Source organism: Streptococcus sp. 1F3, from assembly GCF_054968985.1.
The window spans coordinates 1-26,155 of sequence record NZ_JBUEQR010000100.1 but is presented as its reverse complement, the minus strand read 5'-3'; the positions used below and the strand labels follow the sequence as shown (position 1 = coordinate 26,155).

20 protein-coding genes are annotated in these 26,155 nt (G+C 39.4%); 17 read left to right on the top strand and 3 right to left on the bottom strand.

What is annotated here, in order from left to right; genetic code table 11:
* Window positions 1-111 precede the first annotated feature (111 nt).
* Both ACVPON_RS08890 and ACVPON_RS08885 read right to left on the bottom strand, forming a co-directional pair.
* Window positions 112-852 carry an amino acid ABC transporter ATP-binding protein gene (locus ACVPON_RS08890; RefSeq protein WP_462878273.1) on the bottom strand — a complete coding sequence of 247 codons (741 nt, stop codon included), beginning with the start codon at window positions 850-852 and terminating at the stop codon, window positions 112-114.
* Entirely contained in the window at window positions 852-3,053 is a 2,202-nt protein-coding gene (locus ACVPON_RS08885; RefSeq protein ID WP_462878272.1) for an ABC transporter substrate-binding protein/permease, read from the bottom strand. The genes ACVPON_RS08890 and ACVPON_RS08885 overlap by 1 nt, the downstream gene beginning before the upstream one ends.
* Window positions 3,054-3,282: 229 nt before the next feature.
* Between ACVPON_RS08885 and ACVPON_RS08880 the strand changes: the two genes are divergently transcribed.
* From ACVPON_RS08880 to ACVPON_RS08800, 17 genes are all read left to right on the top strand, one after another.
* Window positions 3,283-4,200, top strand: a complete 918-nt coding sequence (locus ACVPON_RS08880; protein WP_462878271.1) for a CPBP family intramembrane glutamic endopeptidase — start codon at window positions 3,283-3,285, stop codon at window positions 4,198-4,200.
* A 598-nt stretch (window positions 4,201-4,798) separates the two neighbouring features.
* Window positions 4,799-6,787 (top strand): excinuclease ABC subunit UvrB, encoded by a 1,989-nt coding sequence (gene uvrB, locus ACVPON_RS08875; protein WP_462878270.1) that lies wholly within the window; start codon window positions 4,799-4,801, stop codon window positions 6,785-6,787.
* 402 nt (window positions 6,788-7,189) lie between these two features.
* Window positions 7,190-8,683, top strand: a complete 1,494-nt coding sequence (locus tag ACVPON_RS08870) for an MBOAT family O-acyltransferase (protein ID WP_462878269.1) — start codon at window positions 7,190-7,192, stop codon at window positions 8,681-8,683.
* A gap of 18 nt (window positions 8,684-8,701) precedes the next feature.
* The gene (locus ACVPON_RS08865; RefSeq protein WP_462878268.1) at window positions 8,702-10,111 is read left to right on the top strand and encodes an alginate O-acetyltransferase AlgX-related protein; all 1,410 of its coding nucleotides are present in this window, start codon (window positions 8,702-8,704) and stop codon (window positions 10,109-10,111) included.
* Window positions 10,112-10,333: 222 nt separating this feature from the next.
* The gene (gene cpsA, locus ACVPON_RS08860) at window positions 10,334-11,791 is read left to right on the top strand and encodes an LCP family glycopolymer transferase CpsA (protein WP_462878267.1); all 1,458 of its coding nucleotides are present in this window, start codon (window positions 10,334-10,336) and stop codon (window positions 11,789-11,791) included.
* A 224-nt stretch (window positions 11,792-12,015) separates the two neighbouring features.
* On the top strand, window positions 12,016-13,818 hold the full coding sequence (locus ACVPON_RS08855) for a polysaccharide biosynthesis protein (protein WP_462878266.1): 1,803 nt from the start codon (window positions 12,016-12,018) through the stop codon (window positions 13,816-13,818).
* 2 nt (window positions 13,819-13,820) lie between these two features.
* Complete coding sequence (locus ACVPON_RS08850; RefSeq protein ID WP_462878265.1) at window positions 13,821-14,510, top strand: sugar transferase; 690 nt, start codon at window positions 13,821-13,823, stop codon at window positions 14,508-14,510.
* A gap of 7 nt (window positions 14,511-14,517) precedes the next feature.
* Window positions 14,518-15,738 carry a DegT/DnrJ/EryC1/StrS family aminotransferase gene (locus tag ACVPON_RS08845; protein ID WP_462878264.1) on the top strand — a complete coding sequence of 407 codons (1,221 nt, stop codon included), beginning with the start codon at window positions 14,518-14,520 and terminating at the stop codon, window positions 15,736-15,738.
* A gap of 8 nt (window positions 15,739-15,746) precedes the next feature.
* Window positions 15,747-16,607, top strand: coding sequence for a glycosyltransferase (locus ACVPON_RS08840; RefSeq protein WP_462878263.1), 861 nt, complete (start codon window positions 15,747-15,749; stop codon window positions 16,605-16,607).
* Window positions 16,608-17,629: 1,022 nt separating this feature from the next.
* Complete coding sequence (locus ACVPON_RS08835) at window positions 17,630-18,442, top strand: LicD family protein (protein ID WP_462878262.1); 813 nt, start codon at window positions 17,630-17,632, stop codon at window positions 18,440-18,442.
* Between the two features lie 3 nt (window positions 18,443-18,445).
* Window positions 18,446-19,366 carry a glycosyltransferase family 2 protein gene (locus ACVPON_RS08830; protein WP_462878261.1) on the top strand — a complete coding sequence of 307 codons (921 nt, stop codon included), beginning with the start codon at window positions 18,446-18,448 and terminating at the stop codon, window positions 19,364-19,366.
* 41 nt (window positions 19,367-19,407) lie between these two features.
* Window positions 19,408-20,712, top strand: a complete 1,305-nt coding sequence (locus ACVPON_RS08825; RefSeq protein ID WP_462878260.1) for an O-antigen polymerase — start codon at window positions 19,408-19,410, stop codon at window positions 20,710-20,712.
* Complete coding sequence (gene ispD, locus ACVPON_RS08820) at window positions 20,699-21,427, top strand: 2-C-methyl-D-erythritol 4-phosphate cytidylyltransferase (protein WP_462878259.1); 729 nt, start codon at window positions 20,699-20,701, stop codon at window positions 21,425-21,427. Before ACVPON_RS08825 ends, ispD begins: the two co-directional genes overlap by 14 nt.
* Before the next feature lie 2 nt (window positions 21,428-21,429).
* Window positions 21,430-22,494, top strand: coding sequence for an NAD-dependent epimerase/dehydratase family protein (locus tag ACVPON_RS08815; RefSeq protein WP_462878258.1), 1,065 nt, complete (start codon window positions 21,430-21,432; stop codon window positions 22,492-22,494).
* On the top strand, window positions 22,484-23,899 hold the full coding sequence (locus ACVPON_RS08810) for an MATE family efflux transporter (protein WP_462878257.1): 1,416 nt from the start codon (window positions 22,484-22,486) through the stop codon (window positions 23,897-23,899). The genes ACVPON_RS08815 and ACVPON_RS08810 overlap by 11 nt, the downstream gene beginning before the upstream one ends.
* A gap of 174 nt (window positions 23,900-24,073) precedes the next feature.
* On the top strand, window positions 24,074-24,604 hold the full coding sequence (locus tag ACVPON_RS08805) for an N-acetyltransferase family protein (RefSeq protein WP_462878256.1): 531 nt from the start codon (window positions 24,074-24,076) through the stop codon (window positions 24,602-24,604).
* A complete protein-coding gene (locus ACVPON_RS08800) occupies window positions 24,577-25,044 on the top strand; it encodes an NUDIX domain-containing protein (protein WP_462878255.1) in 468 nt (155 codons plus the stop codon). The genes ACVPON_RS08805 and ACVPON_RS08800 overlap by 28 nt, the downstream gene beginning before the upstream one ends.
* 583 nt (window positions 25,045-25,627) lie before the next feature.
* Here ACVPON_RS08800 and ACVPON_RS08795 read toward each other — a convergent pair.
* On the bottom strand, window positions 25,628-26,155 hold a 528-nt coding region (locus ACVPON_RS08795; protein WP_462878254.1), incomplete at its 5' end, for a transposase.

Genomic DNA, 26,155 nt, shown 5'->3' with positions numbered 1-26,155 from the left:
GAAAACTTTAAAAAACGCATTTTGATTGCTTTAAACGTAAAGAAAGAGAGAACGAAGTTCGTCCTCTCACGATGTTAGCTTTTCATCAACCCACTACAGTTGACAAAGAGCCTAAACATTTAAGACCTTGTCAAGGAAGTCCTTAAGACGTGGGTGTTGTGGAGTATCAAAGATTTGCTCTGGTGTACCGTCTTCTAGGAACTCACCGCCGTCTGTAAAGATAACGCGGTTTGCAACCTTACGGGCGAATCCCATTTCGTGGGTAACAATGAGCATGGTCATTCCTTGTTCAGCCAAGTCTTTCATAACATTCAAGACATCTCCGACCATCTCAGGGTCAAGAGCCGAGGTTGGCTCATCAAAGAGCATAATGTCGGGATTCATGGCAAGGGCACGGGCGATGGCAACACGTTGCTTTTGTCCTCCAGAAAGACTATCAGGCATGGCATCACATTTGTCTGATAGCCCAACTTTTTCAAGCAATTCCATTCCCACTTTTTCAGCCTCAGTCTTATCCATTAGTTTATGCTGGATAGGGGCAAAGGTGATATTTTCTAAAACATTCATATGGGGGAAGAGATTGAAGTGCTGGAATACCATACCAACATTAGAACGAAAGGTATCAAGGTCTGTTTTTGGGTCGGTCAAATCAAATCCATCAACGGTTACTTGACCGCTTGTAATGGTTTCAAGCAGGTTCATCGTTCGCAGGAAAGTTGATTTACCAGAGCCAGAGGGGCCGATGATACAGACAACATCCCCCTCGTAAAATTTAGCAGTGATTCCTTTTAATACTTCGTTGTCTCCATAAGACTTATGTAAATCATGGACATTGATTTTTAATTGAGCCATTAGTTGCCTCCTTTTTCAAGTTTACGTGCAAGGCGTGTCAAGAGCGTAATGACAATTAAGTAGATAATTGCAAGGATTGCATACATACGGAATGATTGATAATTCCGAGCGATGATGATTTTACCAGCTTGGAATAATTCGACCAGACCGATTGCTGAGATAATAGTCGTATCTTTCAAGGTGATGACAAACTGATTGATAAAGTTTGGCAACATCAGCTTTGCAGCCTGTGGCAAGATAATCTTGCGCATCGTCTTACCGTAGGAAATCCCTAAGCTACGAGAGGCTTCCATTTGTCCGATAGGAACAGCCTGAATACCTCCGCGCACAATCTCGGCGATATAAGCACCAGAATTGAGAGAAAGGGCAATGGTTCCTGCAACAAAATCATTGATTGGTGATTGCTGACCAGTCATGGATTCAATCAAGTTTGGAATCCCCCAGAAGATGAAAGCTGCTACAATCATCAGAGGAATCCCGCGGACTACATCTACGAAGATAGAAGCAGTGACGCGGAGCGTTTTGAATGGGCTGACCGCGAACATTCCAAAGATAATCCCGATTACAATTGCAATCGCAAAGGAAAGGAGGGCTAATCCAATGGTAATGCCAAGACCTGAAAGGAGTTGGCTATAGTTATTTTTGAGGAGTCCCCAGATTGTGGATTCATCAACGGTTGAAGTAGTAGAAGTTTCGGTACTTTCTTCTTCATTGAAATACTTGTTCATGATTTCATCGTATTTACCAGATTGAACCAACTCAGCTAGACCATTGTTAAACATTTCGATTAACTCTGGGTTGCTCCCTTTTTTCACGGCAAATCCGAGACTACCCGTTGCAATTCCTTCGATTGGTGTTTCGAAATCCCGCCCTTGTTGGATAGCATATAGAAGAACGGCTTCATCATCCATAAGAGCATCGATAGAACCAGAATTTAAGCTATCATACATGGTTGAAGCTTCGTCAAAGGCTTTCACACTATAGCCGTATTGGCTAGCATTGTCTTCTAAATAACTATAAGAGGAAGTACCATTTTTGGCACCGACAGTTTTACCAGCAAGATCTTCGTAACGTGTGATACCACTTCCTTTTTTGATTGCAAGTCGGATACTTGATGTATAGTAGGCATCGGAGAAATCAAAGATTTTTTTGCGAGCATCGGTGATGGTCATTCCTGCAATAACACCGTCAGCCTGTCCTGACTGCACTGCATTGAGGGCGGCATCAAAGCCAGGATTTTGAATGGTAAGAGTGAATCCCTGCTGCTCCGCAATAGCCTTGATTAATTCGATGTCAATTCCTGTATATTTTCCATCTTTTCCTTGATATTCAAAAGGAGCAAATGATGAATCGGATACAATGGTATAAGAAGCCTTAATAGGAGTTGCGACAGCTCCAATCTTGCCTGTCAAAGTAAGGAGAGAGCTGTAGTCCGATGGATTTTCTTTGACAGAAGATGTGCTTCCGAGCCATTTCTTTACGATTTTGTCGTAGGTACCATCTGCTTTCATGGCTGCGAGCGCCTTGTTGAAATCGTCGACCAGATACTCATATTGGCTTCCTTTTTTGACGGAAAAACCAAATGAGCCAATCGCTTCGCCTTCCATATTAAGGGCTAAATCTTGCCCTTGTTGAATAGCGTATTGAATAACGGCTTCATCATCCATGATAGCATCTACAGCTCCTGTAGAGAGGCTGTTATACATCGTATCACCTGTATCAAAGGTCTTGATACTATAGCCGTATTTGCTTTTATGCTGGTCGAGGAAGTTTTGGGCAGCCGTGCCATTTTTTACACCGACCGTCTTTCCCTTTAATTGTTGGTAGTTAGATACGGGGCTTTTTTGTGTTGTCGCAATAACGATTTTTGTATCGAAATAGGGATCAGAGAACGTAAAGACTTTCTTTCGACTTTCGGTAATCGTTGTCCCTGCCATGAGGGCATTGGCCTGTCCTGATTGCACAGCATTGACCGCTGCATCGAACCCGGGGAAGGTCTGGTTGACCGTCCAGTTGGAACGTTTGGCTACCTCATTGATGATATCGACATCAAGCCCCTTATAGACTTGATCTGAGTCCTTAAACTCAAAAGGTGCATAGGTTGAATCAAAGACAATAGTGACAGCATCGTCGGCTTTGACTGATGAAAACAGGAAGAATAGTGGCAGAAGAGCTGCCAATGTAAACCATTTTTTCTTCATTTCAATTCTCCTTCATTAAAAATAACGATTAGAAATCTCTTGAAAATCATTTTCAAAATGTTTTCCTTTTTCATTTCTAAATATAGAGGATAGTATACCATAAATAGGATAGATTTGCAAAGGGCTGTGTCAGAAGATGTAACATATGTATGTTTTTCAGGATTGAGGCTTGCATAGGAGCTGAAAAATAGATACAATGAAGCTATCCATTCCAGATAAGGAGAATAAAATGAAACAAAACAAGATGTTTGCAGCTGTACAGCTACAGTCGAAGCAGAATAGAAGATGGGTATACGCATTTCTCTTGCCCTTTATAGTGCAGTTGGTGTTAGAGATAGGCTTTATACTCGCAGGATTGATTGGTTATATCGTTCAGGAGTTTTTCCCTATGGATTTGATCTATATCCTGTTTGATATAGTGGATCCCTTATTTCTACAGTTGCTAGCCTTTATCGTACCTTTTCTTTTGATTTTGCTATGGATAACCTTTATCGAAAAAAGACCGATTTCCGGTTTAGGCTTCTATAAGAAAGATGGGCTTAAGGAATTGTTGAAAGGTCTCCTTGTTGGAATTTTACTGATTAGTGCAGTTGTTTTTTCACAGTGGGTGACGGGGAGTATCCAGCTGACAGGAACCTATTTTTCAGGCTTGAATGTTCTAAATGTCTTTCTCATTTTTCCTTTCTGGTTGCTACAGAGTGGCACTGAAGAAGTGTCCACTCGTGGTTGGCTCTTTCCCGGTGTCGCCACTAGGACTTCCCTTCCGATTGGAGTTGCAGCATCCAGTCTCCTGTTTTCCCTCCTTCATTTAGGCAATAATGGGATTAGTTTGATTTCCCTACTAAATATTGCTCTCTTTGGTCTTTTTGCTTGTCTTTATGTCTTAAAGACAGATAATATTTGGGGGATATCAGCGGCCCATGCTGCCTGGAATTGCTTTCAAGGAAGTGTCTTTGGCGTCAATGTTAGTGGGATAACTGTTTCTTATTCCTTGATGAGTTTTGAACCAACATCAGCACCAACTTACCTGTCTGGTGGTGAATTTGGATCAGAAGGTAGTATTCTTGCTTCAATCACCTTACTGCTTGCTAGTCTCTACTTAGCTTGGAACTTGTACCAGACAAAGAGAAAAGATAGTAATGAATAATACGCTTAGCCAATCAAAGTTAGACTTTGTTGACTTGATTAGATAAGTGAAAAGCCCTGGTGGTGTTTTTTTAGTCTGCTCTCTGGAAAATAAGAGAGTAGTAGCTTTCTATATTATTTGTATAGTTGTTTCGTTTCCTTTTAGTACTAGGCAAGGAGCTGCAGGCTGCTTCAACAGTCTAATGACTGTTGAAGGTTGGAAATCATACTGACGATAGTCAGTAACAATCGTAGAGTACGGCAAAGTGAGTTCCAATCATCTGGAAGAGTGAAACAGTTCGGCGGACTGTTTCAGCCTGAGCCTAGAAATTTGAGAGCGAAGTGGGCAAGGTTGGAAATAAGGAAACGAAGTTTCCACAATTCATCTAGAAGATGATTGGAAGTTGGAAATAGGGAAACGGAGTTTCCACAATCGTCGAAGTAATAAAAGTTAAACTAAATGAGTATATCACCTAATCGAATGTGATGTTCATGGAGTATAGCTAACAAAAGGAGGACGGTCGAGTGTAGTCCTCCTTTTGGCTGATGTTTGAAGAGAATCAATCCGCCATCATCCCTTATAGGCGTATTTATGTTAAAATAGAAGAACGAGGTAGCATATGATCAATAGAGTAACAAATAATCAGTTTACATTAGTTTCAAAATATAAGCCATCTGGTGATCAGCCAGAAGCCATTGAAGCCTTGGTAGACAATATCGAAGGTGGGGAAAAGGCGCAGATTTTACTAGGAGCAACAGGGACAGGAAAGACCTATACAATGAGCCAAGTCATTGCGAGGGTCAATAAACCTACCCTTGTCATTGCCCATAACAAGACCTTGGCTGGGCAGCTCTATGGTGAGTTCAAGGAATTTTTCCCTAACAATGCGGTAGAGTATTTCGTCTCTTACTACGATTACTATCAACCAGAAGCCTATGTACCATCGAGCGATACCTATATTGAAAAGGATAGTTCGGTCAATGATGAAATCGATAAACTCCGTCACTCGGCAACATCTGCACTTTTAGAGCGCAATGATGTGATTGTGGTTGCTTCTGTTTCTTGTATTTACGGTTTGGGTTCTCCTAAGAAATATGCTGATAGCGTAGTTAGTCTACGTCCAGGACTGGATATTTCACGAGATAGGTTGCTTAATGATTTGGTAGATATTCAATTTGAACGCAATGATATTGATTTTCAGCGCGGGCGTTTCCGCGTCCGTGGTGATGTGGTAGAGATTTTCCCAGCCAGCCGTGATGAGCATGCCTTTCGAGTAGAATTTTTTGGAGATGAAATTGATCGAATCCGGGAAATTGAAGCCCTAACAGGTCAGGTGTTAGGAGAAGTGGATCATTTGGCTATTTTTCCAGCGACGCACTTTGTGACTAGTGACGATTATATGGAGACAGCTATTGGCAAGATACAAGCAGAGTTAACAGAGCAGTTGGAGCTCTTTGAAAAAGAAGGCAAGCTCCTTGAAGCCCAACGTCTCAAACAACGGACGGAGTATGATATTGAGATGTTGAGAGAGATGGGCTACACCAATGGGGTTGAAAATTACTCCCGTCATATGGACGGGCGTAGCGAAGGGGAGCCGCCTTATACCCTGCTTGATTTCTTCCCAGATGATTTTTTAATCATGATTGATGAGAGTCACATGACCATGGGGCAAATTAAGGGGATGTATAATGGAGACCGCTCGCGTAAAGAAATGCTGGTCAACTATGGCTTTCGCTTACCGAGCGCCTTGGACAATCGTCCCTTGCGCCGGGAGGAATTTGAAAGTCATGTCCATCAGATTGTTTACGTATCTGCGACACCAGGTGATTATGAAAATGAGCAGACAGATACAATTGTCGAGCAGATCATTCGCCCTACAGGGCTTTTAGATCCAGAAGTTGAGGTTCGTCCAACCATGGGGCAAATGGATGACTTATTAGGTGAGATTAACGTACGTGTAGAAAAAGGCGAGCGAACCTTCATCACAACCTTGACTAAAAAAATGGCAGAAGATTTGACGGACTACCTCAAAGAAATGGGGGTTAAAGTCAAATACATGCACAGTGATATCAAGACCTTGGAGCGGACAGAAATTATCCGAGACCTCCGCTTGGGAGTTTTTGATGTCCTTATCGGAATCAATCTCTTGAGAGAGGGAATTGATGTGCCAGAAGTAAGCCTAGTTGCCATTCTTGATGCAGATAAGGAGGGCTTCTTGCGTAATGAACGTGGGTTAATCCAGACCATTGGGCGGGCAGCCCGTAATAGCGAGGGTCATGTTATTATGTATGCAGATAACATGACACAGTCCATGCAACGCGCGATAGATGAGACGGCTCGCCGCCGCCAGATTCAAATAGAATACAATGACAAACATGGGATTATTCCTCAGACCATTAAAAAAGAAATCCGCGATCTGATCAGTGTGACCAAGGCAGTTCTTCCGGAGAAGGAAGAAAGTGTAGATATTGAAAGCCTGACCAAGCAAGAGCGTCGAGAGATGGTTAAAAAATTAGAAGGTCAAATGCAGGAAGCAGCAGGGCTTCTAGACTTTGAACTCGCTGCTCAAATTCGTGATATGATATTGGAAATCAAGGCGTTGGATTAGGGGAGAAAAAGAATCAATCATAAGGGTTTCATATGACTAGAAGTTTCAACTAGCCTCATGTGGCTTTTAAAGAAGAAATCTGGCTTTGGTTGGAGGAGTTTTAGCGTTAAAAAGTCAGTTTGAGGCACTTACTTATCTTTTTCTTCCTTGGCTAGTTTCTTTCAAAGATAGTTGAGCGTATAGCCTTTGATAATGCTTTGTTATTGGAAAACCAAGGACGGTCGAGTTGGGGAAAACAGAAGAGAGAGCGAATGGACATAAAGGGAGCAGGGCTTGTCGTGTGTTTACTACCTAAACCATAATTAAGAAACTTGACATCTCATTTTAGAACTGTCATAATAAATGAGGTACACGCGATAGTGTATTTGATACGAATGATTTAATATTTATAGAGGCTTTTATATGCTGTTTACAACACAAGTATTTTTATTTGTTTTTTTCCCGCTTTCTATTTTGGGATATCTGATGATAAGGGGGATCTTTTCTATCAATGGTTTACGAACCCTAGCCAAAACCCTTTCCTTAGATAAATGCTTCCAAATAGGGGTTAGTTTCGCCTTTTATATGTGGTCGTCATTTGATAATGGTTTTCGCTTACTCTTTTATATAGCCGTCGTATACGGCATCGGTTTGTGGATTGCAAATAGCAGGGAAAAAGGTCTCTATCTACTTCTTTATCGATCTCCTACAAGTCAAAAGAGGCTGTATCTGAGCCTCTTTCCCTTGTGGATTGGGATTATGCTTGTGACCTTTTCCCTAGTTTATTTTAATTATTCCAATTTTTTGATTCAGACTTGGAATAGCCTGTTTGGGGATCAAATCCCTCCCAAGTCCTTGCTAACTCCTCTTGGAATCTCTTTTATTACCTTTTCGAGTATTTCCTATTTAACTGATATATATCGAGGACAGGCAACGACCGGGAGCTTTTTGGACTGTTTGCTCTATCTTTCTTTTTTTCCAAAAGTGATTTCAGGGCCAACTGTCCTATGGAAAGAGTTTCAAGGACAGATTGGACATAATAGAGTATCTCTAACCCTCATCACGGAGGGACTCAATCGAATCATGATTGGGTTTGCAAAAAAGGTCATCTTAGCCGATACTTTTGGTGCTTGTTTAGCTCAAATTTCGATCCAGTCCATGGATCAACTAACGGCATTTGGGACCCTTGTTCTCTATATGTTGCAAATTTATTATGATTTCGCTGGCTATTCTGATATTGCCATTGGTCTTGCTAAGCTTTTTGGCTTTGAATTTAAAGAGAACTTCAACTTCCCTTATCGTTCCTTATCCATTTCTGAATTTTGGAGACGTTGGCATATCTCATTGGGGAGATGGTTTAAGGAGTATATTTACATATCACTAGGAGGAAGCCGTAAAGGCAAGCGACAAACGCTACGCAATTTGGTCATTGTCTTTGCTGTGACAGGCATATGGCATGGGGCAGGCTGGAATTACATTATTTGGGGAGGAATCAATGCCTTTTTTGTAGTCATGGAGCGCCTTGTTCATCATCATAAATACTATCAAAAGATACCTACTGCTATAAAGTATAGCGTAACGATGGGCATCATTCTTCTTTCTTGGCAATTTTTCCGCTATCAAAATCTCTCTGATCTTGTAACGGTACTGGAAGCAGTAGTTGGCAAGGGGACAGGTCAGCCCATACCTTATACATGGCAATATTACTATGATTTCAAAATCCTATCACTTGCTATCGTGGGGATCGTAGGTGCTACCGTATTGGGCTCTCAGAAAGTGATGAGCTGGTACAAGGCTTTTCGTTCGACAAGGATTGGGTATTTGCTCCAAGAGCTCACCTTACTGCTTCTTTTTATCGTAGCTATCTTATTTATGATTAACTCAACCTATAGCCCCTTTATCTATTTCCAATATTAAAAAGAAGTGGAGATATTGATGAAAATTATAAAAATTCTGACGATAAGTGCATTTTCGCTGCTTATACTGATTCCTATTGCTAACTTTCGCTTTGCTCCCCATATTTCTTCCGAGATTGATAACCGCATGTTAGCCGAAAACCCATTTTCCAAAGAAGCCTTAGCAGATAGTGAAGCTGATCTGACAGCAAATATTGAGAACTATGTAAATGATCGCATTGGCTTTCGTGATGAAATGATTTTAGGCTATACCCTATTAAATGATCGTTTGTTTGGTAAAATGGTTCATCCCAGCTATCAGTATGGGAAAGACGGCTATGTTTTTGGGGCTGGTCTGACGACCTCTGCCTATCAGTATTCTGATTATCATGAGCAGTTTGCAGATATGGTGAAAGACATACAAGAATATTGTAAGGAGCGAAATATTCCCTTCTTATTTGTCTTAAATCCAGCAAAGCCCGCGGTATTACCAGAATACATACCGGATGGTATTGACTATAATCGTGATTGGGTAGAAAGGTTTCTAAGGGCTCTTGACAAACGAAAGGTTCGCTATTTGGATAATACCGTGACCCTTGCTCAAGAAAGACAGGCGGGTAATGTCGTCTTCAATCAAAAATATGATGCAAATCATTGGAATGATCTAGGGGCTTTTTATGGAACAAATGCTATTTTGTCTGAAGTAAGGAATGACTTTCCTAGTATCCAAGTAAACCGACTGCAGGATTTTGAAGTGTCCAGTCAGTTGGAAGTTTCTTTACCTGTTTCTCAGTTTCCGATTCATGAATTGGTTCCCTTGATTCAGGTTCCAGTTGAAGATATTGAGACAACAAAAACAGACTTCTTCAAAGATGAATTGCAATTAGACCCTAGCTATCAGTCTTTTGCTTATTATCAAAATACATCGAAAAATAGCAAAGAATTTCCCCGTGTGCTGATGTTTCAAGGAAGTTATATGAATAAGTTTGGTTATAAATACCTAACGAATGCTTTTGGTGAATATATTTCCATTCATGACTATCAAAATATTTTGAACTTTCCATATTATTATAATATATTTAGGCCTGATATGGTGATTCTTGAAGTTGCTGAATATACATTTTCAAGTACCTATTTTAACTATGAGCAGATGCAACAATTAAATCTAAATCCACCGCTTTCAAGTATTCAGTACACGGACGACTCTACGATTAGGCAGGCTCTACCTACTCATGACTTGATGATTGAGAAAGGGAATGCCTTGACGAAGATTGACTGGAAGACAGCTCCTACTTATCAGCACGTCTGGTTAACCTTAGATGGAGAAGTCTATGACATGATGAGAATAGAAGACGGATATAGCGTGGCAGTTTCTAATGAAAAGATTTCCGAAAATCCTAAAATAGAACTCGTCTCTCAGGATAATCAATCGATCGTATGGTATCAATAATAGATCGTGAAAAAAGCATGTGGCTTGAAAATAGCTGCATGTTTTTTTCTTTACATCTATGTCATGATAACGGTAGGTAAATAATGGTAAAATGGACTGAAATATGGTAAAATACCAATGGTTTCAATAGTGATTCAAAAGAATACATTGCGCAACATATAAATAAAAGGAAAAATGTGCTATACTCAGTAGGAGTAATAGGACTATTTTGGAGGTTAAAAAATGGAACAGCGTTCGAGAAGAGCAAGAACATACAAAGGAAAGCAAAATGGTGGAAAGCTTAGTATTGTAAACCGGATATTGGCAACGATCTATACAGTGATGGCAGCGATTCTCCTCTTTGCCATTTATCGTTATCATCTACTCGCTTTCCGCAATCTGAATCTGCTCGTAACAGTTATTTTAGTATTTTCGGTATTCTTATTTGCTGGTTTGGCATTCAAAAAGAAAGCGCCACGTTTTACGTTGATATGTTTGATTTTATCTACTTTGATGAGTGGAGCAACCTTATTTGCGATTCGAGAAGTCATGAGCTTTTCTGATAAGCTCAATTCAACTGCCAAATACTCAGAATACGAAATGAGTGTCATTGTACTAGCAGATAGTGACATTACAGACATTAGTCAAGTAACAAGTGTCTTAGCTCCAACTGGAACGGACGCTGAAAATATTACAAAACTGACAGAGGCGCTTCAAAACGAAAAGCAAGTGTCTGTAGCAGTAGATGCAGCTCCCTCTTATTCATCAGCCTATCAATCATTGGTGAAGAAAGAAGCCAAAGCGATTATCTTAAATAGTGTCTTTGAGGACATCCTTGATGATTATGATGCGTCAAAAATTAAAAAACTCTATACCTTAAAGGTAAGCAAAAAGGTAGAAAATATTAAAGGTACAGAGATTAATGGCGATGCTTTCAATGTCTATGTCAGTGGGATTGATACTTATGGACCGATTTCTTCTGTGTCTCGTTCAGATGTTAATATTATTATGACAGTGAATCTCAAGACCAAGAAGGTCTTGTTAACAACCACTCCTAGAGATGCCTATGTTCGGATTGCAGATGGAGGAAATGATCAATATGATAAGCTGACCCATGCGGGTATTTATGGTGTTGAGGCGTCTATTCATACACTTGAAAATCTCTATGATATTCAAACAAACTACTATGTCCGTTTGAATTTCACTTCCTTCCTAAAACTCATTGATGTGGTTGGGGGAGTAGAAGTTACAAATGAACAAGAATTTACAGGCTATGATGGAACATTCTTCCCCGTAGGAGAGGTTCACCTAAATTCCAATCAAGCCCTAGAATTTGTACGTGAACGCTATGCTTTACAAGGTGGTGATAATGACCGAGGTAAAAACCAAGAGAAGGTGATTGCAGGTTTGATTAAGAAATTAAGCTCCCCAGCTGTCTTGAAAAATTACAATGAGATTCTAGAGGGGATTCAAGATTCTGTTCAAACCAATATGAGCCTTGAGACGATGATTACCTTAATCAATGGTCAATTAGAATCTGGCGGAAGCTACAGCGTTACTTCACAAGCCTTGACTGGAACAGGTGTTACCGGCTTACCATCTTATGCCATGCCTGATGCCGAACTTTATATGATGGAAGTTGACCAAGAAAGTTTGAATGCTGCCAAAGCAGCCATTCAAGATGTGATGGCTGGTAAATAGGAGTATATCTAAGCAGTAGCCACTGAAATGAATGGTTTTTCAAGATGAAATGCCTGAAAACCATTCTAGCGAACAGATTACAGGGGCCATAGTCGTCTAGTGTCTTTTTGTACTAGGAGATGAATTGCATTGAAGCAAGGAAAGTCAATCAGCTAGTCAAAGCTCGACAAGCCCTAAGGGTTTAGAGGATTTAAAAAGTCAAACTGTAAGAGGGGGAATAGAAGTTGACACGTGGTCAAAAACGGTTTATTTTAATTATGGTAGATGCCCTAATTATCTATGCGAGTGGTTTTATCACTCAATTCTTCTTAGATAATTACATCGATCTATCTTTACAGCGAATGTTGGTATTCTTGACGGCGATTTGGTTGGTCTACCTGATATGTGGTTATGCAACACATGTCTATTCCATTTTAAATCGTTTTACAGATTATATTGCACTTTGGCAGATGACCAAAAATCTTTTGTTGAGTTATGTGATCTCAGTAGTTGTCATCTTTAGTCAGAGAATTGTCTTTAGCTATCGCTTTATTTTATTGAGCTATATCTTTTCCCTATTACTGATTGGGGCATCGCGCTTAATTTGGCGGATGACTTATGAACTAAAAGATGTTGATTTGTTGGGACGTAAATCGAGCAAAGCTAAAAGAACACTGGTGGTCGGAGCAGGGCAGGGAGCTGATTTATTCCTAAAAACAGCTATTCGCTCTTTCAAAGATATTGATGTTGTTGGAATTGTGGATAAGGACCCAGCCAAGTGGCAGACCTTGCTACATGGCGTCCGGGTGCTCGGTTCAGAAGAACAGATTCCAGAGCTTGTTAAAAATTATGAAATCGATCAAATCGTGATTGCAATCCCATCTCTGAATACGGAAGAATATGCACGAGTGTATGACATCTGTAAAAAAACAAAGATTAAAGTGTATTCCATTCCGAAACAGGAAGACATTCTATCAGGTCAAGTGAGCGTCAGCAAGTTGCGTGAAATTGATATTGTTGATTTACTAGGTCGTCAAGAGGTGGAACTAGATCAATCTAGTCTATATTCCAACATCCAAGGGAAAACCATTTTGGTAACAGGAGCAGGGGGCTCTATTGGTTCGGAACTCTGTCGTCAGTTGATTCGTTTTTCACCAGCTAGAATGTTGCTCCTAGGACACGGAGAGAATTCCATCTATCTTATCCATAAAGAATTGTCGATGAGTTATCGCAATAATATTGAGATTATTCCAATTATAGCGGATATTCAAGATAGGGAGCGGATTTTCCACATCATGGCCCAATATCATCCAGATAGGGTCTACCATGCAGCTGCCCACAAGCATGTCCCTTTGATGGAATACAATCCAAAAGAAGCAGTAAAGAATAATATTTATGGGACTAAGAATGTGGCGGAGGCAGCCAAGGAGTATGGTGTTGAAAAGTTTGTCATGATTTCAACAGACAAGGCTGTAAATCCTCCTAATATTATGGGGGCAACCAAACGAGTAGCAGAGATGATTGTTACCAGTCTCAACGAGCCGGGGAAAACGCGTTTTGCAGCGGTTCGTTTTGGCAATGTTTTGGGAAGTCGAGGGAGTGTCGTTCCGCTGTTTAAAGAACAGATAGCCAAGGGCGGTCCAGTGACAGTGACTGATTTTCGTATGACCCGCTTCTTCATGACCATTCCAGAGGCTAGTCGCTTGGTGATTCAAGCTGGAGCCTTGATGAATGGTGGAGAAATTTTCATTTTAGATATGGGAGAACCTGTCAAAATTCTTGATCTTGCTAAAAAGATTATTTCCCTTAGTGGTTATTCAGAAGAAGAAATCGGAATTGTTGAGAGTGGTATTCGGCCAGGGGAGAAGCTATATGAGGAGCTTCTTGCGACGAGAGAACGAACAACAGACCAGATATACGATAAGATTTTTGTAGGGCGTGTTGCCTCCAAAAGTAAAGAAGAAATCGAAGCATTTATTAGCACTCTGTTAGATGATGACTCGGAAACGCTGAAGAACAGCTTGCTAGAATTTGCTAAACAGGAGTAAAAATGAACGATCAAACCGTTATGGATATTGAAGAAAAGGATGTGTTGACCCCTTATCGAGTGATACTTGCAAGTAAAAAAGGAGATTTGGCTTGCAAATATCTATTTGATCGGGTGATGGCTGTTCTTCTGATTATTCTATTTTCACCTCTATTATTATTTTTTGCGATTTGGATAAGATTAGATAGTCCCGGTCCTGTTTTCTATCGACAAGAACGCATCACCCAGCATGGAAGAATATTTAAAATTTACAAATTTCGGACCATGGTAGTAGATGCGGATAAAAAAGGCAGTTTAGTAACGCTCGGAAATGATAGCCGTATCACACGAGTGGGTAGTTTGATTCGAAAGTATCGCTTAGATGAAATTCCACAACTTTTCAATGTTTTAGTTGGTGATATGAGCTTTGTCGGTGTGAGACCTGAAGTAGAAAAATATACAAAAGAGTATACAGAAGAGATGAAGGCAACCCTATTATTACCAGCAGGGATTACTTCGCCAGCTAGTATCGCCTATAAAGATGAGGATTTATTGATGGAGACTTACATCGGTCGTGGAATGACTGCCGATGAAGCCTATATACAGAAAGTGTTACCTGAGAAGATGGTTTATAATCTGGAGTATATCCGTTCCTTCTCTTTTTGGAACGATCTGCGGATTATGCTTCAAACGGTCATCAAAGTAGTAAAGTGAGAGAACAATGAAAAAGAAAAATATTCCCTTTTCTCCTCCTGACATTACCGAGGAAGAAATTGCAGAAGTGATTGATAGCCTTCGTTCGGGTTGGATTACGACAGGTCCTAAAACCAAACGATTGGAACAAGAACTATCAAGCTATACTGGAACCAATAAAACAGTCTGTTTAAATTCAGCGACAGCAGGTTTAGAGCTTGTCCTACGTATCTTGGGAGTTGGTCCTGGTGACGAGGTAATCGTTCCAGCCATGACCTATACTGCCTCATGTAGCGTCATCGAACATGTCGGTGCAAAGCCTGTCATTGTAGACATTCAAGCAGATCATTTTGAAATGGATTATGATGCGGTGGAAAAAGCAATTACAAGCCATACTAAAGTGATTATTCCAGTTGAGTTGGCAGGTATTCCATGTGATCATCATCGTATTCTTGAGATAGTGGAGAAGTATCAATCTATCTTTGTTGCAAGTTCTCCCCTCCAGGAAGTATTTGGACGAATTGTCATCTTATCAGATAGCGCCCATGCTTTTGGGGCAGCCTATAAGGGACAGAAAATTGGGAGTGTCGCAGACTTCACAGCCTTTTCGTTTCATGCAGTTAAAAATTTGACGACAGCAGAGGGTGGTGCAGTCACTTGGAAAGCCCATCCAAATCTGGATGATGAGGAGCTTTATCGTCAATTTCAAATTTTTTCACTTCATGGACAAACCAAGGACGCCTTGGCTAAAACCAAGCTAGGTTCGTGGGAGTATGATATTGTACTTCCAGGCTTTAAATGCAATATGACGGATATCATGGCTTCGATTGGTCTAGCTCAATTGAAGCGTTATCAAGGATTATTGGCACGTCGAGCAGAAATTGTTGCAGCATACAACCAAGCCTTTGAAGGGACAAGGATTCAGCCTCTACAGCACTTCCATACAGATTACGTATCGTCTATGCACCTGTATATTACTCATATCAAAGATGTGACGCTAGAAGAACGAAATCAGATCATTGAGAAAATGGCAGAAGCTGGCATTGCCTGCAATGTGCATTATAAACCTCTGCCGCTCTTAACCGCCTACGCAAGTATGGGATTTGACATTTGTGATTATCCAAATGCCTACCATTATTTTGAACACACGCTCACCTTGCCCCTCCATACACAATTAAGTGATGATGATGTGGCTTATATCATCGAAAAGGTAAAAGAAGTTGTAGCAAGTGTGAAAGGAACGATATAATGGGGGATATGGATAAACAATTTAGTGTCTTGTTATCTTTATACATAAAAGAAGACCCTCGCTATTTGCAGGAGTGTTTTGAGAGTTTATTAGATCAAACAGTCCCTGCAACAGAATGGGTTATTGTGGAAGATGGACCCTTGACGCAAGAATTGTATCAGGTGTTGGATACATATCAAGAGCGATACCCAGGATTGATCAAGCGAGTACCTCTGGAAAAGAATCTTGGTCTAGGACTGGCTCTACGAGAAGGTATGCTCCACTGTAGCCATGAATTGGTTGCACGAATGGATACAGATGATCTTGCGCGCCCAGCTCGCTTTGAGAAACAACTAGCTTGTTTTGAGAAAGATCCAGCATTGGATATTTGTGGTAGTCATATTTTGGAATTTGAGGCTGATCCGCAACATCCAAATGCTGTCCGCAAGGTTCCGCTAGGACATGAGGAGATTGTGCATTACCAAAAGAGTAGAAGTGCATTTAACCATGTAACAGTGATGTTTAAAAAAAGCAGTGTTTTGAGAGCAGGAAATTATGAAGACGCACCCTTGATGGAAGATGATATGCTGTGGGTTCGAATGTTGCTTTCAGGTGCCAAAGGGATGAATCTTGACGACTATTTGGTAGATGTCCGAACAGGTGCTGGTATGATTGAAAGACGTGGCGGTTTTGCCTATTTTAAAAAATACTGTGCCGGCCGTAGAAAAATTTTAGAAACGGGATTTATCAGCCATTTTGACTACTACAAAACATGTGCGATTCAATTGATTGTAGCATTGGTACCTAATAAGATTCGTTTTCTAATTTTTACAAAATTATTGCGCAGTAACCAGGAATTATCTGAGTTACAACAAGATACGAGGACGTGAAAAACTCAAAGCGAAAATAGAAAATTTGACGAAGAAACTTTAGTTTCTAGGAAAATTTATCTTTTTCGCACAGAGTTTAGGGCGAGTTCAATTAAATCAAGATACGAGGACGTGAAGAAAATGGAAAGAAAAATAGGGAATCGGAGAAGATTACCCAGTAATCGATACGATTCATCTTTTTTCTAGCATTTTTAGGGCGAGTTCAATTAAACTAAGATACAAAGCCCGTGAAAAACTCAAGGCGAAAATAGAAAATTTGACGAAGAAACTTTAGTTTCTAGGAAAATTTATCTTTTTCGCACAGAGTTTAGGGCGAGTTCAATTAAACCAAGATACAAAAGCCGTAAAGCGAGCAAAGTAAAAATAGGAGGTTGACGCAGTGTTTGTTAAACACAAGACAATCTATCCTTACAGGATTCTCAGCTGTAATCAGCTAAAGCCGAAACAGCTGCCTATCCTTACAGGATTCTCAGCTGTAATCAACTAAAGCCGAAACAGCTGCCTATCTTTTTTACGTAGCTCGTAGGTTGAGTTCAATTAAACCAAGATACAAAAGTCGTTAAGCGAGCAAAGTAAAAATAGGGGATTGACGCAGTGTTTGTTAAACACAAGACAATCTATCCTTACAGGATTCTCAGCTGTAATCAGCTAAAGCCGAAACAGCTGCCTATCCTTACAGGATTCTCAGCTGTAATCAACTAAAGCCGAAACAGCTGCCTATCCTTACAGGATTTTCAGCTGTAATCAGCTAAAGCCGAAACAGCTGCCTATCCTTACAGGATTCTCAGCTGTAATCGGCTAAAGCCGAAACAGCTGCCTATCTTTTTTACATAGCTCGTAGGCTGAGTTCAATTATAAATATAAATCAATAACCTATAGAAAACAGTAAGGATATAATCCTTCTAGTATCAGAAAAAGTTGTGAAGCTGTACTAGAGTATCGTAAAATGAGTTCATGAAGTAACAAATGACAGACTACATGGCCATAAGAATAGCAGAGAATATAAGAAGGTATCAATACTAATGGGGGAACTAGAATTACAGGAAGTCCAGAGAGTTGCTCTTGGCTTACTAATTGAATTTGATAAGATTTGTCAGGAAAATGCTTTTCGTTACTCGTTGGGAGGAGGGACGCTATTAGGAGCTATCCGTCATGGTGGTTTCATTCCATGGGATGATGATATTGATGTTATGATGCCCCGCCCTGATTATGAAAAGTTTTTAGAATATTGCCGTCATTATGAGGGGGGATTCGATTGTTTATCCTTGAATCATACGGAGGGGTATTTTGATTTATTTAGTCGGCTGAGCGATAGAAACACCTACCTTGTTGACGACTCGCGAGAGATTGCGTACAAGATGGGTGTTAGCATTGATATTTTTCCGATTGATGGTTTGGGGGATGACGATGCTATAGCCCTGAAAAATTTTAATAAAGGGCGCTTTAAAAGAGAATTATTAGTTGCTTCAAAATGGACAAAGTATTTTAGAAGTGAGACAAAGTCTATTTTAGTTGAGCCAATCCGTCTTACTTTCTTTTTAATGAGTCGGCTTGTCAATAAGCGGCAGCTGTGTGCGTCCATAGATACTTTTTGTCAACGAAATGCTTTTGAAACTTCTGGCTTTGCTGCTTGTATTAGTGGCGTCTATCGTGAGAAGGAGATTATGCCAACGTTTACCTTTAAGGAGTATCAATCTATACAGTTTGAAGGGCATGATTTTGATATTATTTCAGACTATGATGCTTATTTGACCCAGCATTATGGAGATTACATGCAACTTCCCCCTGTCGAAAAGCAAGTTCCTCATCATAGGGCACACTATTACTGGAGATGATACATGAATAAACCAACAGTAGCTATTATCATGAGTACCTATAATGGCGAAAATTATGTAAGAGAGCAAATCGAAAGTTTGGTACAACAAGAAGGAGTGGACGCGAGTATTTTTGTGAGAGATGATGGCTCTCAAGATCAAACACTAGAGATACTAGAAGCATATGGCGACAACATTATCCTTATAAAGAATGAAGGCTACAATCTAGGAGTTGGTAGTAGTTTTATGGAAACTCTTTATGAAGCAGGGGTGGAGTATGACTATTATGCCTTTTGTGACCAAGATGATGTGTGGTTTTCAAATAAGCTGTTGCAGGCAGTGGAAAGCATAGGTAGTGCTAAAAAGCCAATCTTGTATTGCTCCAATCAACTCTTGGTCAATCAAGACCTAGAACAGATTGGTCTGCGGCATCTACAGCCGATCAATACAAGTAGTCTTCAAATTCTAACCAATAACCTAGTAACAGGCTGTACGATGGTATGGAATCGAGAGCTTCAAGAGATACTCTACCAGCCAAAGAATAGACCATCTAGTGATTTATTGAAGGTAAGGATTCATGATGTCTGGGTTGCTATGGTGGCAAGTAGTGTGGGTGACATTATCTACGATCCAAATGCTTACATTTCTTATCGACAGCATGAACATAATGTTGTAGGCGTAAAAAAAGAAAATGTCTATGTAAATTGGTATAAAAAATTCCGAAATAAGTCAAAAAGAAATGGCAGGAGTTTATTAGCCAAGGAATTAGTCGAGAAATTTGGTAACCAGATAGAGGATCCCCTTTTATCAGATTTAAACGTCATGAGTGGCTACCAACGAAACTTCTCCTCTAAAATGGCATTAATAAGAAACAGTCACCTATTTTCCTTATCGAATGAGCCTAAGTGGGCAATCAGGTTAAAAATTATCTTCAATCTGATTTAGGATATGCATACTGAAATAAAATTATCTGTTGAAGGAGAATTATGATTTATCTACTATTACTAGTATCTTTCGTTTTATTGGGAATTGATTTCTATAAATGGAGGAGCCTCATAAGACCGAATGTGATCTTTCTTTTATCCTTTATTTTAGCTTCAAGCATTATAATGGTGAATCAGAGAAACTGGGATGTGGTTTTGAGCAGTCGCTTTATGATCTATACACTCACAGCCATCTTGTCCTTTTATGCAGGAACTCTCATTATTGACTATGTTCATTTAAGGAAGCAGTCCCCTGTATCGGAAGTTTCTAAGTCTCCTTTATCTATTGTCGCGACACCTAGTAAGGTCTTGTTTGGAGTGGCTATCCTTGCCATGATTGCCTATTTACTTCTTATTTTTAGAGGTATTCAGTTATCAAGCGATGTTAGCTTTATGCTACGGCAAATTTATGATCGAAATGTTGAGCACAATGGTTCCAATGGCTTTATCGTGAACCAATTGGTGAAACTATTAACTGCTATTGCAAATATTAGTTTTTTCCAATTCTTATTGGATAAATATGTAGTGAAAAAGGGGAAAGGTCAATGGATGCATTGGGTAGCCATCCTATTATTTTTACTGATGGCCGCTATTTCGACCGATCGGAACATACTCCTACGTTTCTTTATCTACTGTATTGTTCTTTGGATCTTATTTTTCACAGCTAGCAATAGGGGGAGAATTACCCGGCTTCATATGAAATCTCTGCTAAAATTGGGGCTTTATCTAGTGGTAGCTGTTGGTATTTTTTACTTGTTTGGAAAATTAAAGGGGTATAAATCAGACTTTGGGCGTTCCATCAGTCTTTACGGTGGTTCTGGTCTGTATAACTTCAACCTCTATCTCAACGAATCACTTCCTGTCCACTATAAATTTGGAATGGTAACGTTTCGATCATTTTTAGGTGTTTTAGGAAGATTAGGAATAGAGAGTTTAGTACATAAGGGACCGGTGTTCTCTGAATTTATTACGTATAAATCCACCACTGGCTTTGTCTATGAGTCAAATATTTATTCAGCTATGCGTCCTTTTGTAGAGGATTTTGGTTACCTAGGGGTGGTCTTTTTGCCATTTATTATGGGCTTATTCTTTGAATTCTTGTATTCATTAACCCGAAAAGGGCACTATAGCCTGTCATGGATTCTCTATGCTTTAATGATTTATCCTTTAGCCTATTTTTCTATTTTAGAGCAATTTTTTAATCGACTTCATTTAGGACTTCTTTATGAAGTTGGTTGGGTTTTCATTTTTTATTGGTATATTTGCAACAGAAGAGTACTAAAGGAGAAGATAAATGAATGGAAGTAACTCAGTAGTTATTTTTGCTGGTGGAACTGGGACCAGAATGAAGTTAACAACGAAGCCAAAGCAATTTCTAGAATTACATGGTAAGCCAATTATTATTCATACGATAGAGCATTTTGAAAATCATCCACAGATTGACCATATTGTGATTGTGTGTGTAGATGGTTGGCATGATTATTTAAGAAGTTTATTGACCAAATTTCAAATATCAAAGGTTCGCGAAATTGTATCAGGTGGTAGTACTGGGCAGTTGTCTATCTTTAATGGTTTAGAGGCTGTGCAAAAATTGGTACAAAGTGATGATGACATTGTCTTGATCCATGATGGAGTTCGTCCTCTAATCGATGCAGATATCATTAGTAGGAATATAGAAAGTGTTCGGAAATATGGGGCTACAGTTACGGTTAAGCCTGTGATTGAAACCGTCATCCAAGTTGATGAAAATAATTCCATTACAAATGTTGTTGATCGAGACAGTTGTCAAACAGCGGTAGCACCTCAAACATTTTACTTTAACGATATTTTTCGCTTACACTTGCAGGCGCAGCAAGATCATTTGTTAAATATGACGGATTCGGCAACATTGGTACGACATTATGGTATGGAATTGTATACAGTGATGGGTGGACCAGAGAATATTAAAATTACCACTCCTTCCGACTTTTATATTTTTAAGGCTATTTATGATTCTAGAGAAAATGAACAGGTATTTGGATAAAAATGTTTGATAAATATGTAATAGCAGAGATAGAAACACTAGTGTCTGAACATAAGGCTCTTTTTGAGCGTTTGCATACGAAAAGAATATTTGTAACGGGCGCTACAGGCTTGATTGGTTCGCAGGTTGTTCTTGCTTTATTGATTGCCAATAAGAAATATGGTCTTGCGATTCGGATAACGATTTTCGTTCGTTCCCTATTGAAAGCTCGCGCTATTTTTGGAGCTGATATGGATAAGCTTCAAGTGGTAGAAGGAGATATTAGGGATGCGATTCGAGTTGAAGATACCATTGATTACATCATTCATGGAGCAAGTGTGACAAATTCCCTTGATTTTGTTCAAAAGCCAGTAGATACTATTTATACGGTAGTAGATGGTACGCGTAATGTGTTGGAATTAGCGAAATTGCATACTAGTAAAGGCTTTGTTTTTCTATCTTCGCTGGAGGTATACGGTTCTTTTGACGGACAGAAAGATGTTTCAGAAAATGATTTTGGATTTTTAAATCCTGCCAATGCTCGCAGTAGCTATTCAGAAGGGAAGCGTTTAGCAGAAAGTTTGTGTATATCGTATGCGACACAGTATCAGCTCCCTATAAAAATTGCTAGATTGTGTCAGACATTTGGTCCCGGAGTGGATTATGGAGATAATCGAGTATTTGCGCAGTTTGCACGTTCAGTTATTGAAAAGAAAGACATTGTATTGCACACAAGTGGAGGAACAGAGCGCAACTATTGTTCAATTAAAGATGCAATTGCAGGTATATTCTATGTGTTACTATTAGGGCAAAGTGAGGAAGCCTATAACGTAGCAAATGAAGACACCCTTATTTCGATTAAAGATATGGCAGAATTGGTCAGTTCTTTGGATGAATCCTCCACGACAAAAGTGATCTTTGATTTTCAAGATATTAAGAAGTTTGGCTATAATCCCGAGGTCAAATTAAAATTATTGACTGAGAAGTTGGAAAATCTAGGTTGGAAACCCACAGTTGATTTACCTACTATTTTTACTGGGTTGATTCAGTCTATGAAATACAGTCGAGTGAAGCAAGATGAACAGTAAACTAAAAAACATAGTAGTCAATTCTGGCTATGCTATCTTTTCCAATTTGTTGAGCATGCTTGTTTCAACATTGGTTATTTTAGTCTTGCCAAAATTGATAGGAGTAGAGAGTTATGGCTACTGGCAGCTATACTTGTTTTATGTGAGTTATGTCGGATTTTTTCACCTTGGTTGGATTGATGGAATCTATTTAAAATATGGTGGCTCACACTTTGAGGACTTAGACCAAAGAAAGTTTTATTCACAATTTGTGATGTATACTCTTTTTCAATCTACTATAGCCCTTTTAATCTTTCTTTATGGCTTTGTTTGCGTTGCTAATGGTGATAAAAAATTTATTTTTGAACAACTAGGAATTACATTGTTATTGACGAATGTACGCTTTTTTATCATTTATATCTTACAGACAACCAATCGCATTAAAGAGAGCTCAGCCATTACGATCTTGGATAGATTTCTATATGCGGTTTTGTTAATCGGTTTTATCTTAGTAGGTATTAAAAATTATCGAATGATGATTTATGTAGATGTCATTGCGAGGTTTATTTCACTCTTATACGGTCTTTGTATCTGTCGATCTATTTTGTTAAAAAAGCTATCTTCTTTTAAGGTAGATTATCTTGAAATGATTGATAATATTAGGATTGGAAGCAATCTAATGCTATCGAATGTAGCTAGTTTGCTGATTATTGGAACAGTGCGTCTAGGGATAGAAAGGCAATGGGACATTGCGACTTTTGGGAAGGTCTCGCTAACCCTCAGCATTTCCAATTTGATGATGATTTTTATCAATGCAGTTGGTATTGTGATTTTTCCCATGTTAAAACGATTGGAAGCAAGTAAGCTACCAATTCTGTATAAAAGTTTACGAGATTTACTCATGCCTCTTATGCTAGGGATTTTGATTGTCTATTATCCATTAAGGTTAGTACTCCTCAACTGGCTACCTCACTATAGTGAAAGTATAAAGTACATGGTTCTCATTTTCCCAATGGCTATCTATGAAGGGAAAATGTCCTTGCTTATTAACACATACTTAAAAGCCTTGAGAATGGAGAAATATATCCTTCGTGTCAATATCCGAACAGTTGGTTTCAGTTTGGGATTGACCCTATTGACTACTTTGGTATTAAAGAACTTGGATTTAGCCATAGTAAGTATAGTAGTTCTATTGGCTTTCAGGTGCATAGCAGCAGAAGCAGCAGTTGCTAGAGAACTAGCAATAGATGTCAAAATGGATATTTATCTTGAAGTACTATTAACAATTGTATTTATTGTGGCAGGCTGGTTTTTGCCCTCTATGATAGCGATTATGCTATATCTCATCTCATACGGACTATATGTATGGACAAAGAAAGACTCACTTTCTAACACAGTAAAGAATGTTAAGCAATTACTCTCATAAGTTTTACAAGGGAGCTGGTTGGTTCTCTTAAAACTATCTCTAAATAGGAAGGAAGATATTCGCAAAAAGAGCACCATGCTGTCAAATGATATCTTCCCTCTTGTTTCTCAGGTATATCTTTGTTTTTCATTGTCCACTTTGAAGAGGTATCGTTTATTTAAAGGAGAAAGCTCTATGTTTACCATTGTTCCAATGCTGACAGCTCAAGAAATAGAAGGCAAGGCATATGTACATTGGAAAGCCTGGCAAGAAGCTTATGCTAAGCTCTTACCGGCAGAGTTTTTAGAAGCTAGAAAGCTTGAGCAGTGTCGCAAATGGGCTTTTGATTTTCCACAAGATACCTTTGTAGCGAAGATTGATGATAAAGTAGTAGGCTTTGTCTCTTGTGCTAGTACTCGTCAAGAAGGCTTACAAAATACTGGGGAAGTATATGCTCTTTATGTCTTGGAAGCATACCATGGACAGGGGATTGGCTATCGTTTGATGCGATTTGCCTTAGAAGAGTTGAAGGCTTTTTCCCAGATTGTCCTTTGGGTCGCAGAGGGCAATGAACGAGCCATTCACTTCTATGAAGCTATTGGCTTTCGTTTTGACGGAACGAGCAAGGTCGTTCATCTAGGCAAGGAGATACTGGAAAAGAGGATGGTATATAGGCAGGCAGTAAGTAAGGAGGATATATGTCACGTAAAGAATTGGTCACCTTGACCAACATGTGTTTGATTGAAGACGGACAAGGACGTATAGTGGTTCAACGTAGGGATCCCAAATTGTATCGCTGGTCTGGGCTTGCTTTCCCAGGAGGGCATGTTGAATTAGGGGAGAATTTTCACGATGCCGTTGTTCGAGAGGTTCAAGAAGAGACGGGACTGTTGATTGAAAGTCCTCAGTTAGTAGGACTTAAGCATTGGCCAGATAGAGAAGGGCATCGCTATATGGTCTTTCTTTACAAGGCAAAAAGTTTTTCAGGTCAGCTCCAATCGAGTGCCGAAGGGGAAGTCTTCTGGTTGCCCAAAATAGAATTAGCCTATCAAGAGGTAGCCTATGATCTTCTTGAAGTCCTAAAGATCATGGATGACCCAACCCTCTCTGAATTTTTTTACACCCAAAAGGGAGAAGACGGGGAATGGGATAGGAATTTTCGGTAGTAGATTACAGTCTGTAGAATCAAGGCTTCCAGCTTAAAAAATAGGATATATAGAATTGGGTGAAAACGTGTAGCTGAGTATGAAAAAGAAGCTCATACTCAGCTACACGTTTCTTTTTATGGTGGGTTATATGGTTTTTTATAGTTGTTTTGTTTACTTTTAGTACTAGGCAAGGAGCTGCAGGCTGCTTCAACAGTCTGATGACTGTTGAAGGTTGGAAATCATACTGACAATAGTCAGTAACAATCGTAGAGTACAGCAAAGCGAGTTCCAATCATCTGGAAGAGTGAAACAGTTCGGCGGACTGTTTCAGCCTGAGCCTAGAAATTTGAGAGCGAAGTGGGCAAGGTTGGAAATAGGGAAACGGAGTTTCCACAATCGTCGAAGGAATAAAAGTTAAACTAAATGAGTATATACTTCCTAAAAATAGAAAAGCATAGTATGCCCCAGAATGTAGACAAACCCTCTAAGCGACAGAAAAATAGCAAATTCGAAGTGTGAATATCATCTTGAAGCAACTCTTAAAAATACTGATATAGCGGTATTTCTGGCTCTTTGTCAACTGTAGTGGGTAGATGAAAAGCTAACACCTAGAGAGGACGAACTTGGTTCTCTCTTTCTTTACGTTTAAAGCAATCAAAATGCGTTTTTTAAAGTTTTCAAAGTTCCTAAATCCAAAGGCATTTCTTTTAATGACTTTGATGAGATTGTTGGTTGCCTCCAGTTTGGCGTTGGAATAAGGCAATTCCATGGCGTTTAAAACCTTGTCTTTATCCTTTAGAAATGTCTTAAATACCGTCTGGAAAATAGGATTAACAGAGGCTATTTCCTGTTCGATGAGACTGAAGAAATGATCTGAGTTTTTCTCTTGGAAATGGAACAAGAGAAATTGATAGAGTTCATAGTGCTGTCTGAGTTCATCCGAGTAGGATAGGAGTTTTTCTAGAATTTCCTTGTTAGTCAAATGCATGTGAAACATAGGGCGATAAAATCGTTTATCATTGATTTTCCGGCTATCTTGTTGTATCCATTTCCAGTAGCGTTTCAAAGCTCGGTATTCCTGCGATTTTCTATCAAATTGATTCATGATTTGAATACGGACACGGTTCAT

What these genes read in the sequence shown, in the direction of transcription:
- ACVPON_RS08890 (WP_462878273.1), bottom strand. Translation starts at nt 852, where the DNA reads ATGGCTCAATTAAAAATCAATGTCCATGATTTACATAAGTCTTATGGA.
- ACVPON_RS08885 (WP_462878272.1), bottom strand. Translation starts at nt 3,053, where the DNA reads ATGAAGAAAAAATGGTTTACATTGGCAGCTCTTCTGCCACTATTCTTC.
- ACVPON_RS08880 (WP_462878271.1), top strand. Translation starts at nt 3,283, where the DNA reads ATGAAACAAAACAAGATGTTTGCAGCTGTACAGCTACAGTCGAAGCAG.
- uvrB (WP_462878270.1), top strand. Translation starts at nt 4,799, where the DNA reads ATGATCAATAGAGTAACAAATAATCAGTTTACATTAGTTTCAAAATAT.
- ACVPON_RS08870 (WP_462878269.1), top strand. Translation starts at nt 7,190, where the DNA reads ATGCTGTTTACAACACAAGTATTTTTATTTGTTTTTTTCCCGCTTTCT.
- ACVPON_RS08865 (WP_462878268.1), top strand. Translation starts at nt 8,702, where the DNA reads ATGAAAATTATAAAAATTCTGACGATAAGTGCATTTTCGCTGCTTATA.
- cpsA (WP_462878267.1), top strand. Translation starts at nt 10,334, where the DNA reads ATGGAACAGCGTTCGAGAAGAGCAAGAACATACAAAGGAAAGCAAAAT.
- ACVPON_RS08850 (WP_462878265.1), top strand. Translation starts at nt 13,821, where the DNA reads ATGAACGATCAAACCGTTATGGATATTGAAGAAAAGGATGTGTTGACC.
- ACVPON_RS08845 (WP_462878264.1), top strand. Translation starts at nt 14,518, where the DNA reads ATGAAAAAGAAAAATATTCCCTTTTCTCCTCCTGACATTACCGAGGAA.
- ACVPON_RS08840 (WP_462878263.1), top strand. Translation starts at nt 15,747, where the DNA reads ATGGATAAACAATTTAGTGTCTTGTTATCTTTATACATAAAAGAAGAC.
- ACVPON_RS08835 (WP_462878262.1), top strand. Translation starts at nt 17,630, where the DNA reads ATGGGGGAACTAGAATTACAGGAAGTCCAGAGAGTTGCTCTTGGCTTA.
- ACVPON_RS08830 (WP_462878261.1), top strand. Translation starts at nt 18,446, where the DNA reads ATGAATAAACCAACAGTAGCTATTATCATGAGTACCTATAATGGCGAA.
- ACVPON_RS08825 (WP_462878260.1), top strand. Translation starts at nt 19,408, where the DNA reads ATGATTTATCTACTATTACTAGTATCTTTCGTTTTATTGGGAATTGAT.
- ispD (WP_462878259.1), top strand. Translation starts at nt 20,699, where the DNA reads ATGAATGGAAGTAACTCAGTAGTTATTTTTGCTGGTGGAACTGGGACC.
- ACVPON_RS08815 (WP_462878258.1), top strand. Translation starts at nt 21,430, where the DNA reads ATGTTTGATAAATATGTAATAGCAGAGATAGAAACACTAGTGTCTGAA.
- ACVPON_RS08810 (WP_462878257.1), top strand. Translation starts at nt 22,484, where the DNA reads ATGAACAGTAAACTAAAAAACATAGTAGTCAATTCTGGCTATGCTATC.
- ACVPON_RS08805 (WP_462878256.1), top strand. Translation starts at nt 24,074, where the DNA reads ATGTTTACCATTGTTCCAATGCTGACAGCTCAAGAAATAGAAGGCAAG.
- ACVPON_RS08800 (WP_462878255.1), top strand. Translation starts at nt 24,577, where the DNA reads ATGTCACGTAAAGAATTGGTCACCTTGACCAACATGTGTTTGATTGAA.